Origin of the sequence: Agaricicola taiwanensis (genome assembly GCF_014635245.1) — a bacterium.
In the GTDB taxonomy this organism is placed as follows: Bacteria; Pseudomonadota; Alphaproteobacteria; order Rhizobiales; family Methylopilaceae; genus Agaricicola; species Agaricicola taiwanensis.
The window spans coordinates 547,692-560,370 of sequence record NZ_BMCP01000002.1; the positions used below are offsets into that span (position 1 = coordinate 547,692).

At 61.7% G+C, this 12,679-nt stretch carries 10 protein-coding genes and 1 riboswitch; of the genes, 8 read left to right on the forward strand and 2 right to left on the reverse strand.

Going from position 1 to position 12,679, the window contains the following annotated elements:
• The first annotated feature begins 624 nt into the window (after window positions 1-624).
• Genes IEV58_RS10035 through ggpS form a run of 3 tightly spaced genes read left to right on the forward strand, consistent with a single transcriptional unit; the run spans window position 625 to window position 4,009 of the window.
• Window positions 625-1,743, forward strand: coding sequence for an NAD(P)H-dependent glycerol-3-phosphate dehydrogenase (locus IEV58_RS10035; RefSeq protein ID WP_188409586.1), 1,119 nt, complete (start codon window positions 625-627; stop codon window positions 1,741-1,743).
• Window positions 1,743-2,498, forward strand: coding sequence for an HAD-IIB family hydrolase (locus tag IEV58_RS10040; protein ID WP_188409587.1), 756 nt, complete (start codon window positions 1,743-1,745; stop codon window positions 2,496-2,498). The genes IEV58_RS10035 and IEV58_RS10040 overlap by 1 nt, the downstream gene beginning before the upstream one ends.
• Window positions 2,495-4,009 carry a glucosylglycerol-phosphate synthase gene (gene ggpS / locus IEV58_RS10045; protein WP_188409588.1) on the forward strand — a complete coding sequence of 505 codons (1,515 nt, stop codon included), beginning with the start codon at window positions 2,495-2,497 and terminating at the stop codon, window positions 4,007-4,009. The genes IEV58_RS10040 and ggpS overlap by 4 nt, the downstream gene beginning before the upstream one ends.
• A 55-nt stretch (window positions 4,010-4,064) precedes the next feature.
• Here the strand turns inward: ggpS and IEV58_RS10050 are convergent, their stop codons facing one another.
• Together IEV58_RS10050 and IEV58_RS10055 are read right to left on the reverse strand one after the other, a co-directional pair.
• The gene (locus tag IEV58_RS10050; RefSeq protein ID WP_188409589.1) at window positions 4,065-5,177 is read right to left on the reverse strand and encodes an S-(hydroxymethyl)glutathione dehydrogenase/class III alcohol dehydrogenase; all 1,113 of its coding nucleotides are present in this window, start codon (window positions 5,175-5,177) and stop codon (window positions 4,065-4,067) included.
• 98 nt (window positions 5,178-5,275) lie between these two features.
• Complete coding sequence (locus IEV58_RS10055) at window positions 5,276-6,271, reverse strand: threonine ammonia-lyase (protein ID WP_188409590.1); 996 nt, start codon at window positions 6,269-6,271, stop codon at window positions 5,276-5,278.
• 94 nt (window positions 6,272-6,365) lie between these two features.
• Here IEV58_RS10055 and IEV58_RS10060 point away from each other — a divergent pair, with 94 nt between their 5' ends.
• The 5 genes from IEV58_RS10060 to IEV58_RS10080 all read left to right on the forward strand — a co-directional run bounded on the left by IEV58_RS10060 (window position 6,366) and on the right by IEV58_RS10080 (window position 12,651).
• Entirely contained in the window at window positions 6,366-7,517 is a 1,152-nt protein-coding gene (locus IEV58_RS10060; RefSeq protein ID WP_188409591.1) for an aminotransferase, read from the forward strand.
• A 46-nt stretch (window positions 7,518-7,563) separates the two neighbouring features.
• Window positions 7,564-9,864, forward strand: coding sequence for a xanthine dehydrogenase family protein molybdopterin-binding subunit (locus IEV58_RS10065; RefSeq protein WP_188409592.1), 2,301 nt, complete (start codon window positions 7,564-7,566; stop codon window positions 9,862-9,864).
• A 164-nt stretch (window positions 9,865-10,028) separates the two neighbouring features.
• Window positions 10,029-10,967, forward strand: coding sequence for a DMT family transporter (locus IEV58_RS10070; RefSeq protein WP_188409593.1), 939 nt, complete (start codon window positions 10,029-10,031; stop codon window positions 10,965-10,967).
• 36 nt (window positions 10,968-11,003) lie between these two features.
• Window positions 11,004-11,111: riboswitch (TPP riboswitch) on the forward strand.
• On the forward strand, window positions 11,100-11,948 hold the full coding sequence (thiD, locus tag IEV58_RS10075) for a bifunctional hydroxymethylpyrimidine kinase/phosphomethylpyrimidine kinase (RefSeq protein ID WP_229729339.1): 849 nt from the start codon (window positions 11,100-11,102) through the stop codon (window positions 11,946-11,948). Its footprint overlaps the riboswitch before it by 12 nt.
• A 91-nt stretch (window positions 11,949-12,039) precedes the next feature.
• Window positions 12,040-12,651, forward strand: a complete 612-nt coding sequence (locus tag IEV58_RS10080; RefSeq protein WP_188409594.1) for a helix-turn-helix domain-containing protein — start codon at window positions 12,040-12,042, stop codon at window positions 12,649-12,651.
• Window positions 12,652-12,679: the final 28 nt, after the last annotated feature.

Below are 12,679 nucleotides of genomic sequence, written 5' to 3' on the forward strand. Positions count from 1 at the left end.
CGAGGGCTGACGAGCGCAGGTAATGCGGGATCATGTCTGTTTCCTCCAGGGAGGCTCGTTGGTCGTTCATCTAGCTAGACGGCGGATGCAGCCACTTATTCCAACGCGCATTCAAATTTCTTGATTTCATTTGCATGCCAGCACATCCGGCCACCGCCTCCGAGTGTCACCAATGGCTGCTGACTCAGCTGATGAGGGGGATTCTGTCCCGGGAGCGCATGCTGTCGACCCAGTGTGAGACCGGGCTCCTCGATGATTATCTTCCCGCCGGGGTACGGCAAGAAAGTGATCGAGGCAGTGCCTCCGAAGGCTGATCCCTCAATGTGCGCTATATCAGAAAGAACAATCTCGATACCAAGTGGATATGAAATAATAACAAGGTAAAATACAAAGATATTGCTTCTCCCTAAAACGCATTTCTATGTCACAAAAGCATAATTACATAGATTCAATATTCTTAAACAAGTTATCTGTACGAGATTCAATCTGTTCTTGAAATAAGAAATACTTTAAAAGTGCTTGATTTCTGATTGTGGTCGAATTATGGTGCGCATCCGCCTGTAACCACTGCTTCGCGCGCCGTCGCAAAAAAGGCGCTTGCTCTTACACGGAGGCTGATCGCGTATGATCCAGCAGCTCGCACCTGCACGATTTCAAATACCCATCAAAAATGTAGCCGTTGTCGGCGGAGGCGCCTGGGGAACAGCGCTCGCCATCACGGCGGCCCGCGCCGGGTGTAACGTTTCCCTTTGGGCACGGGAGCCCGAGGTGGTCGAGAGTATTCGAAGCCGCCGGCAGAACGATATTTTCCTTCCCGGATATGACATTCCCGAAGTGGTGAGGCCTGAGGAGAATCTTGCCGCGGCTGTTAAGGACGCGGATGCTGTTCTTCTGGTCGTCCCGTCGCAGTTTCTGCGAGCAACCTGTCAGGCCCTGGAGACCTGCCTGGCTCCGCACGTGGCCTTGGTCATCTGTTCGAAGGGGATCGAACGCAGCAATGGCCTTCTCCTGGCTGCGGTGGTCGAGGAAGTGCTTCCCTCACACGCGCTCGCTGTGCTGTCTGGACCGACCTTTGCCGACGAGGTTGCTGCCGGCCAGCCCACGGCCGTCACCATTGCCTCTCCGGATGCGGCGTCCCGTCCCGAGCATTCCCTTGCGGCAGCTCTTGCCCGCGCGATCGGGACGGCCACCTTCCGTCCCTATATCTCCGACGACGTTGCCGGCGTTGAAGTCGGCGGTGCGGTCAAGAATGTCTTGGCGATCGCCAGCGGGATCGCAACCGGGCTCGGCTTCGGCTCCAATGCGCGGGCCGCCATTATCACGCGCGGTCTCGATGAACTGAAAACATTGTCCGAAGCGCTCGGCGGCCGGCGCGACACAGTGACCGGACTTGCCGGGATCGGTGATCTGACGCTGACCTGCTCCAGTGAGCAATCGCGGAACATGCGGTACGGCATGGGCCTCGCCCAGGACAAATCCGATGCGGAGATCTTCGGCGGACGGCCCGTAGTGGTGGAGGGCGCGGAGAATGCCGTGTCCGTCACTGATCTGGCGCGCCGGCTCAACGTCGACATGCCCATCTGTGAAGCGGTGCGCGCCATCATCGCCGATGGCAAGCCGATCAAGGATGCCATGAACGAGCTCCTGTCCCGGCCGTTTCGAGGCGAACAAAGAAGCGTCGCACTCGTGATCCCGCAACGACCGATCAATCAAACAGCAGAACAAGAGGTGCAACTGGCCTGATGCCGAGTGACCATAAAACTGACTGCCGCCTCGTTCTCGCCACTGACCTCGATGGCACCTTTCTGGGCGGGAGCGAAACGGAACGTTCCGAGCTCTATGAATGGATCGAAGCCAATCGCAGCTCCATCGTCCTGATTTTCGTCACCGGGCGTGATCTGCCATTCATCCGCCGGCTGGTCCGCGACACCAAGGTACCGCAGCCGGACTACGTGATTGGAGATGTGGGCACCACCGTTGCCGGCGGGACAGGCATCGAACCGCTGCCGGAACTGGAGGCCCCGATCGCCGAACTTTGGAACGAGGCGAACGATCGGGTGATGGCCATGCTGGCAGACGAGCCGGGCCTGCGCCTCCAGCAAACGCCCTTCCGCTATCGGGTCAGCTATTACTACGACCCTGCCATGCTGCGGCCGACGGCGCGCGCGAAAGTGGAGGCGGCGGGGTTCGACTGCATCACCTCGGCGGATATCTTTTTCGATGTCTTGCCGCGCGGCATCTCAAAGGGGCCCACTCTGCGCCGTCTCGTCGACCATCTGCGCCTTGATCCTGAAACCGTGTTGGTCGCCGGCGATACGCTCAATGATCTGTCGCTGTTTGAGAGCGGCTATCCGGCTGTTGCTGTCGGTAACTCCGAGCCGGCCCTGAAAGAGCGCCTTGCGGGTCTGCCGCACGTCTACCAAAGCCCGGGTGAGGGGGCGGCAGGTATCCGCGATGCCATCCGACACCATGCCTTTTTTGCGGAGGTTCCCGCGTGAAGAAATCAAACCTTGTGATCGTCTACCACCGCCAGCCCTATGAAGAGGTGCTGGAGGACGGCCGTGTCACCTATCGGGAGCATTCCAGCCCGAACGGTATTGTTCCGACGCTGAAGAGCTTTTTCGGTGCCGTGGAACAATGCGCCTGGGTGGCCTGGAAGCAGGTCGATCCCAAGGCGCAGAAGAGTTTTGAGCGTGTGGTGCGGATCTCAGACTCCTACGGCGAATACAATGTTTCGCGCCTGCCGCTGACGGCCGCGCAAGTCAAAAGCTTCTACCACGTGACGTCGAAGGAGGCGCTTTGGCCGATCCTTCACTCCTTCCCCGAGAAGTACAATTACGATCCCGTGGACTGGGCGACATTCCGAGAAGTGAACTTGCTGTTTGCCAAGGCGGCCGTGGCCGAGGCGGCGGACGGTGCCGTGATCTGGGTACATGATTACAATCTTTGGCTCGTGCCGGAATACGTGAAGCAGATGCGGCCCGACGTGAAGGTGGCTTTCTTCCACCACACGCCGTTTCCAGCGCCGAGCATGTTCAACATCCTGCCCTGGCGCGACGAAATCATCGAGAGCCTGCTGGCCTGCGATCTGGTGGGTTTTCACATCCCGCGCTATGCCACGAGCTTTGTTGCGACCGCCTGCAGCTTGAAGGATGTCGAGATCGTCGAGAGCATCGCGGTGGAGGAGACGCTGACGCCGCGCGGCACCGCGTTGTCTGAACCGGAGATTCCCCAGCGCTTGCGTTACAAGGGGCGCGACATCCTGATCGATGCATTCCCAGTCGGTGCCAATGCCGATTACATCCGGGAAGTCGCGGCAACTGCCAAGACGGCGCAGCGCGAGGAAGCGATCAAGGCCGAACTGGGCGACCGCAAGTTTATCATCTCGGTGGGGCGCACCGATTACACCAAGGGCACCCGAGATACCCTGCTTGCCTACGAGCGCCTTCTGGAACGACGACCGGATCTTGTCGGACAAGTTCAGCTTCTCGTCACATCCGTGTCGGCCAACTCCGGCATGGCGGTCTATCGTAGCGTCCAGCGCGATATTGAGCAGATCTCAGGGCGCATCAACGGCCGGTACGCTACCTTCGGCTGGCAGCCCCTTCTGCTCTTCACCAGCGCCATCCCCTTCGAGGAGCTGATCGCCTATTACCGCTGCGCCGATGTGTGCTGGATCACGCCGTTGCGTGATGGGCTCAATCTTGTCGCCAAGGAGTATGTGGCCGCGCGCAAGGATATGAACGGAGCACTCGTCCTTTCAGAGTTCACCGGGGCTGCCGTGGAGCTTCCGAGCGCGGTTTTGACCAATCCCTATTCGACGCGTGCCATGGATGCCGCCATCGATCAGGCCCTGGCCATGCCCGAAGACGAGCAGCGCCGCCGCATGGCACGCATGTGGGACAGCGTCGAGAAATACGACTCCACGCATTGGGCGCGGCACGTGCTTGGCTGCTTCGAAAAGCTCCAAGGTCTCAACCCGCCGGCGAAGGTCGACGACGCCGCTTGAACTGCGATGCGGATCGACGGCGCCGGAACGCGCAATGGTTCCGACGCCTCATTTCTCAGTACACGACGACTGAGCGGATCGACTTGCCCTCATGCATGAGATCGAAGGCAGTGTTGATCTCATCAAGCGGCATGGTGTGGGTGATGAGATCATCGATGTTGATCTTGCCCTCCATGTACCAGTCCACGATCTTCGGCACGTCCGTGCGGCCTCTGGCGCCGCCGAAGGCGGTGCCTTTCCATACCCTGCCGGTGACGAGCTGGAAGGGGCGGGTGGCGATCTCCTTGCCGGCTTCGGCCACGCCGATGATGATGGATTCACCCCAGCCGCGATGGCAGCACTCCAGCGCCTGGCGCATGACGTTCACATTGCCCGTCGCGTCGAAGGAGAAATCGGCGCCGCCGCCGGTCAGGTCGACCACCGCCTGGACCACCTTGTCCGTTCCGACCTCATTGGGGTTGATGAAGTCGGTCATGCCGAACTTGCGGGCGATCTCGACCTTGGACGGATTTAGGTCGACGCCGATGATCTTGTCGGCGCCAACCATGCGCGCTCCCTGGATGACGTTGAGGCCGATGCCGCCGAGGCCGAAGACCACCACATTGGCGCCAGGCCAAACCTTGGCCGTATAGATCACGGCGCCGATGCCGGTCGTCACGCCGCAGCCGATGTAGCAGATCTTGTCGAAGGGAGCGTCCTCGCGGACCTTGGCCAGCGCGATCTCCGGCAGCACTGTGAAATTGGCGAAGGTGGAGCAGCCCATATAGTGAAAGACCTCATCGCCATCGCAGCGAAAACGGCTGGTGCCGTCTGGCATGAGGCCCTGGCCCTGAGTCGCGCGGATCGAGGTGCAGAGATTGGAGCGCTGCGACAGACAGGTTTTGCACTGGCGGCACTCTGGCGTGTAGAGCGGGATGACGTGATCGCCCGGCTTCAGGCTGGTGACGCCCGCGCCCACCTCGCGCACGATGCCGGCGCCCTCGTGACCGAGGATGGCCGGGAACTTGCCCTCTGAATCGAGTCCCGAGAGCGTATAGGCATCGGTGTGGCAGACGCCGGTCGCCATGACTTCAACGAGCACCTCGCCCGGACGTGGGCCGTCGATCTCAATGGTCTCGATCGTGAGGGGTTTGTTGGCTTCCCAGGCGACGGCGGCACGGGTTTTCATGAGGATCTGCTTTCCTGGCAATGGATTGACTGTTGTTTGTCAGTTTTCGGCTAAATGGGGCAAGGCTGTCCAGCAGGCGCGAAAACGATGGTGTGATCTCAGTCGAGCCGTGCGAGGGCGCGTTCGTACATCGCCCGGTCAACATTCCCGCCCGACATGACGACGCCGACTGTCCGCCCCTCGACGGCGAGCTTGCCCGAGAGCACGGCGGCCAGGGCCACGGCCCCGCCAGGTTCGACCACCAGCTTCAGGTTGCGGAAAGAATATGCCATGGCATCGAGCGCCTCCTCATCGCTCACCACCAGCCCGCCGGCACCCAACCTCTGCAGGATTGGGAAGGTGAGCTTTCCGGGAGTGGGTGATTGGAGTGCGTCGCAGATGGACCGCGACGAGGGGCTGTTGGTAACAGGCGTGCCGCCTTCCAGCGAGCGTGCGGTGTCTTCGAAGCCGAGAGGCTCCACCGTCCAGATGCGCGCCTCCGGCATGAAGGTCTTGATGGCCGTGGCCACGCCGGAGGAAAGCCCGCCACCGGCGCAGCACACCAGAACGTCGTCGAAAACAAGGCCCATGGCCTTAGCATCCTGCGCCATCTCAAGCCCGACCGTTCCCTGCCCGGCCATGACATCGGGGTCATCAAAGGGTGGCACCACGACGGCGCCGGTTTCCGCAGCGATGGCAAGACCGATGGCGTCACGATCTTCCAAATAACGATCATAGAGCCGTACCTCGGCGCCATAACCACGCGTGTTCGCGATCTTCAGCGCCGGTGCATCCTTCGGCATGATGATGGTGGCGGGAATCCCCAGGCGGGCGGCGGAAGCGGCGACGCCCTGCGCGTGGTTTCCCGATGACCAGGCGACGACGCCGCGCGCCCGATCGGCTTCCGGTATCTGGACGATGCGGTTGAAGGCGCCGCGGAACTTGAAGGAGCCTGAAACCTGGAGCATCTCCGGTTTGATCAGGATGCGCCCTTGAGTACGCTCGTCCAGCGCCGCATTCGGCTGCAGGGGCGTGCGGACGGCATGGCCTTTAAGGCGAGCGGCCGCAGCTTCAATATCGGAGAAGCACATCGCCAGTTTGGCATGAGCGGTCATCGAAGCACTCCTGTTCTCCCGGGACATTGCTTTAGCCAGCGATACAGGATCACATGGCTATCGGCCAATTCGCATAAGTGATGCAGGACTTCACATGAATCGCTTGTTTTCGTCACTCCCGACCACCGTCTTCGAAACCATGTCGGCGCTGGCTCGTGAAACCGGCGCTGTGAATCTGGGGCAGGGCTTTCCAGATGATCCGGGCCCCGAGGACGTGCGGCGCGCCGCCGCCGATGCGGTGCTGAACGGCTATAATCAGTACCCCTCCATGCTGGGTATTCCTGAGCTGCGGGAGGGCATTGCCGCGCATTACGCTCATCACCACAGCGTGACGCTCGATCCGGCCAGAGAGGTCATGGTGACCTCCGGCGCCACCGAGGCGCTTGCTGGAGCCTTGTTCGCCCTGATCGAGCCGGGCGACGAAGTGGTGCTGTTTCAGCCCATGTATGATGCATATCTGCCGCTGGTCCTGCGTGCTGGCGGCGTGCCCAAATTCGTCACCCTCGAGCCCCCGCACTGGCGCTTTACCGAGGAGGCGCTCTCGGCTGCCTTTTCCGACAAAACGCGCGTCGCCATCATCAACAATCCGCTTAATCCCTCCGCCTCGGTTTTTGCCAGGGAGGATCTTGCACTCCTCGCCCGCTTTGCCGAGCGTAGCAATGCGGTCGTCGTCTCGGACGAAGTGTGGGAGCATGTGGTCTTCGACGGAGCTCGTCACGTCTCGGTGCTGAATATTCCCGGGCTGCGCGACCGCGCCGTGAAGATCGGCTCGGCCGGGAAGATCTTTTCGCTGACGGGCTGGAAGGTCGGTTTTGTCTGTGCCGCGCCGGATATCCTAGCGGCTCTGGCGCGATCACATCAATTCCTCACCTTTACAACGCCGCCCAACCTGCAGGTCGCCGTCGCCTATGGTTTGACGAAGGATGATCGGTATTTCAGGGAGATGCGCGATGATCTTCAGGCAAAGCGTGATTATCTCTCACGGGGTCTCGCCGAGGCCGGATTTACCGTGCTGCCGAGCGCCGGCACCTATTTCCTCAACGTCGATATCGCACCATTGGATGAGACCGACGATGTCGCTTTCGCGCAAAAGCTGGTGCATCAGGCCGGCGTCGTGACAATCCCCGTCAGCGCCTTCTATGCGCAGGATCACGTGCGTACGGTGCTGCGATTCTGCTTCGCCAAGCGTCGGGAGACGCTGGATGGGGCGCTTGAAAAGCTGGCGGCCTTCCTCGCGAAAGTCTGATCCAGCCCTATAATCGCTGGCGAGCGCACCGCATAAAGGAACCCGCATGAAACCCATGAAGTTCGGCGTTGGCCAGGCTGTTCGCCGTATCGAGGACGTATCCTTCATCACGGGCGAGGGGCGCTATCTCGCCGATCTCGTGACACCAGAGACGTTGCGTCTTGTCGTCGTGCGTTCGCCGCACGCTCATGCCGAATTTGCGCTGACCAATGTAAGCGACATCAGGGAGATGCCCGGCGTTCGCCTGGTTCTAACCGCGCATGATGTCGAAGAGCTCGGCCGTTTGCCGACACGCGGCATTCCGAAAAACCAGGATGGCAGCCCGGTGCGGCCGGTGGAGCGCCCGGTTCTGGCAAAGGACGTGGTGTGCCATGTCGGCGATCCCGTGGCGGCCGTCATCGCCGACACGCTCGAGCAGGCTCAGGATGCGGCAGCCGCCCTGGAGGTCGACTGGCGGCCGCGCGAGGCCATGGTCTCCGTAACGCGGGCGCTTGAAGTGGACGCGAAGGCCGTCCATCCCAGCCATGGCTCGAACCTGGCGTACGACGCGTTCCACGGAGACAGGGAAAAGACGGAGGAGGCATTCGCCAAGGCGGCCCATGTCGTCAAGCTCGACCTCGTCAACAACCGACTGGTTGCCAATTACCTGGAGACCAGGGGCGTCCTGGCAGAATGGAACGCCGAAACCAACCGCTACTCGCTTGCCGTGGGCAGCCAGGGTGTCCATGGCATACGTGACAACCTGTGCGACCACGTCTTCAAAATTCCACGAGAAGCCATGGTGGTGACGACGCCGGATGTCGGTGGCGGCTTCGGACCTAAGATCTTCCTTTATGCTGAGTATGCGCTCGCGCTGGTTGCGGCGAAGAAGGCCGGGGTTCCGGTCGCCTGGATCAGCGACAGGCGCGAACATTTCGTCGGATGCGCGCAGGGGCGCGACACTGTTTCCACTGCCGAGCTTGCGCTCGATGCCGAACATCGCTTCCTCGGCCTTCGTGTCGATACGCTGTCCAATGTCGGTGCCTATGCCGCCCAATATGGCCTCATGATCCAGAACACGGGGGCCACCATGCTGCCGGGTCTCTATCGGCTGCCGTGCATGGCGATCCGGGTGAGGGGCGTCTACACCAACACCGTGCCGGTGGACGCCTATCGCGGCGCCGGGCGGCCCGAGGCGCTCTATCTGATCGAAAGGCTGGTGGATGTGGCCGCCCGCGACCTCGGTGTTGCGCCGGAGGATCTCCGGCTCAAAAACTTCGTCACGCCGGCAGAGCTGCCTTACGCAACCGCGAGCGGGCGCAATTACGACAGCGGCGAGTTTTCCGGCCACCTGGAGCAAGCGCTCAAAACGGCCGATCAAGCCGGGTTTGAGAACCGCCGCCGTGCGAGCGAGGCGAAGGGGCTGCTGAGGGGCTTCGGCTTTGCCAGCTACATCGAGTGCTGTGCCTTCGGGGCTGAAGATGTGACGGTGCGGTTGGAGACCAGCGGCCGCGTCACGGTGCTTGTGGGCACGCAGTCCAACGGGCAGGGCCACAAGACCGCCTATGCTCAGATGGTGGCGCAGCACCTCGATCTCGACCCTGACATGGTCGATGTGGTGCAGGGTGACAGCGATCTCATCCCGACGGGTGCCGGAACCGGCGGTTCGCGCTCGATCCCGGTGGGCGGCGTCGCGGTGGCGCGGGCAGCAGAGGATCTCGCCTCCAAGCTGCTCAGTTTCGCGGCGGAGGTTTTCGGCCGGCCGGTCGGCGACCTCCAGATTGGCGATGGCACCATCAGCGTGCCCGGTACCAATCACGTGCTGTCGCTGGCGGCACTTGCCGCCCTGCCGCAGGCAAAGGCGGAGCGCCGGACCGGCAAGGGCGCCTTCAAGCAGCCGGAAGCCACCTATCCGAACGGCACACATGTAAGCGAAGTGGAGATCGACCCGCAGACAGGCCTAGTGAAACTCGTGGCCTATACAGTGGTCGACGATTTCGGCGTGACGCTGAATCCGATGCTGCTCGCCGGCCAGATCCACGGTGGTGTCGCGCAGGGTGTGGGCCAGGCTCTGTTGGAGCACACCATCTACGATGACGCGGGCAATCTTTTGACGGGATCATTCCAGGATTATTGTGTGCCGCGTGCGCACGATATGGTCATGATCGATTTCGAGACGCGGAACGTGCCTTCCACAACCAACGCCATGGGCATGAAGGGTGCGGGCGAGGCGGGCACCATAGGCGCCTGCCCAGCCGTTATGAACGCCGTGATGGACGCTCTAGGCCGCCGCTATGGCATTCGCCATCTCGACATGCCCGCAACACCGCAGCGGGTGTGGCGCGCGATCCGGGAGGTGTCGGCATAAGGCGTTTGCACTCCTCGTTGCCATGTCACGGGTGCAGAGCAGCCCCGCGAAAGTTCCCTTTGCGGCATCAACCTCCGATGATAAGGTGCACCTGACGAGACCCAATAACGTCGCCCTGCGCGTCCTCCTCCAAAGGCGCGTGGGGCCTTTTCTTTTGTGCCCGGATGTTCGCCGGAATTGCTCTCAAAATCCTGGCCGCGTTCTTCTTCACGCTGATGGCCGCATGCATCCGTTGGATCGGTGATGCCGTGCCGCCCGGCCAGGTGGTGTTCTTCCGCAGCTTCCTTGGTCTCCTGCCCATCGTGGTCTGGCTGATCTTGGTCGGAGAGCTGAAGCAGACTGTTCTGACGCGGAACATCCCGGGGCACTTTCTGCGCAGCTTTATCGGCTGTCTCTCGATGCTTTTCGTGTTTTCGGGGCTTGCACGTCTGCCACTGCCGGATGCGACTGTCATCGGTTATGCCGCGCCGCTCATCACCATCGTGCTTGCCTATTTCATCCTGAAGGAGCGCATCGGCATCTATCGCTGGAGCGCGGTCGGTGTCGGTCTGATCGGCGTCCTCATCTTGCTGTGGCCGCATCTGTCAGGCGGCACCCTTGCGGAGGCTTTTGGTGGTGTGGGCGGGGAGGCGCGCGTGTCGCAGGGCGCACTTTTCGCCCTGGCCGGAGCCTTTTGTTCGGCCTGCGCCATGATCCAGGTGCGGCGGCTTGCGCAGACGGAGAAGGCGGGCGCGATCGTCTTCTACTTCTCCTTGTTCTCGGCGGTCCTTAGCTTCCTGTCGATCCCCTTCGGCTGGGTGATGCCGGACCTCACGGTCATGGGCGTCCTGCTTCTGACAGGCATTTTCGGCGGTATCGGCCAACTCCTGATGACCCAATCCTACCGGTATGCGGATGCGTCGTTGATCGCCGTTTTCGAATACACAACCATCATCTGGTCGGTCGCTCTCGGTTGGGCGCTGTTTGGCGACGTGCCGCAGTCCACCGTCTATATCGGCGCTGCGATCATCATCGGCTCCGGCGTCTATGTAATCTTCCGAGAGCATCGGCTGGGCATCAAGAGGGCCCGGGCCAGAAAGGCCAGTGCCCCCCCGTCGACCTGATCTTGAGACCAACCGTCAAAGATGCTCTAACACACCCAAGTCTCCTTGGGGTGCCCTTCCACCGAAGGGCTGAGAGGCCACGAGCGCCAACCCATGAACCTGATCCGGATCGCACCGGCGGAGGGAAGCGAGATGCTGAAATCACCCATGCCTGAACACGACGTGCCTTACCCGATTGCAGTGACCATCGCCGGATCGGATTCCTCGGGAGGGGCCGGTATTCAGGCCGATCTCAAGACGTTCTCCGCGCTGGGAGTTTATGGCGCATCGGTCATTGTTGCGCTAACGGCGCAAAACACCCGGGGCGTTACCGCCATCCATCCTGTGCCGCCGGCCTTTGTCGCCGAGCAGATCGATGCCGTCTTCACCGACCTTGATGTGGCCGCCGTCAAGATCGGGATGTTGGGCAACGCTGAATTGATCGAGACGGTGGCCGACGGCGTTAGCCGCCACGGCGCGCGCAACATCGTGCTGGACCCGGTCATGGTGGCCGCGACGGGCGCACGGTTGCTGGAAGAAAGCGCCATCGTCGCGGTGCGGGATCGGCTGATGCCGCTCACCAATCTCGTCACGCCGAACCTCATGGAAGCCGCAGCCCTGCTGGACGCGCCTCTGGCGTTGGAGGAACGCGAGATGGCGGTGCAGGCCGAACGCCTCCGCTCTTACGGGGCCCGCGCCGTGCTCATCAAGGGCGGGCACGGGCAAGGGCCCAACAGTGTCGATGTCTTTGCCGCGAAGGAACGGGCTCGCCATTTCACCTCGCCCCGCATCGACACGATGAACACCCACGGCACCGGATGCACCCTGTCCTCGGCCATCGCTGCCGGCCTTGCGAAGGGACTGCCGCTGGAAGATGCGATCGAGATGGCCAAGCGTTTCGTAACAGAGGCCATCCGCTGCTCCGGTGAGCTTGCCGTGGGGCAGGGATACGGCCCGGTGCACCACTTTCATGCCCTGTGGCCGGCTGCAGCTCAGCAGTGATACTTGATCGTCCTATCTGCTTGCGTCTCCTGCGCCCGCCAGCTAGCGTCCGCCCGGGCGTACGAATGTTCGGATTGCGGAACGGGTGACCATGGAACGTGAGGGGCGGCGAGGCGACATCGAGAAGGGCGCACAGGTTCTTTCCGGCCAGCTGGGGAAAACCGTGCAGCGGCTGCGCAAGGCCTATAATCTTTCGCTCTCCGAACTTGCCGAGCAGTCGGGCGTTGCGAAATCGATCATCAGCCAGATCGAACGCAACGAGACCAATCCCACCTTGGCCACGATCTGGCGACTGTCGAAAGCTCTTGATGTGTCCATCGAGGGCGTCCTTGCCGATACCGACGACAGGCCGATCCTTCAGAAGCAGAGCCGGGCGGACACGCCGCTTCTCGTCTCAAACGACGGCAAGGTGCGGCTGACCATCATCGGCTGGATCAAGACGGTCGAATGGCTGCAATGGTATGAGATTTCGGCGGAGCCCGGCGGGGCGCTGGAATCGGAAGGGCATCAACGGGGCTCGGTCGAGAATCTCTCGGTCATCACCGGTGAAGCGGAAGTCGATGTTTCCGGCGTCGTGGAGCGGGTGAGAGCGGGAGAGACGTTACGCTATCGCTGCGATCGGCCACACGTCATCCGGTCCGTGGGCGATACGACGCTGCAGGCGGTCATGGTCAATATCATGAAGGCGGCTGTCCTCGACTGACAATTACTGGTCAGCATGCCTGACTTGT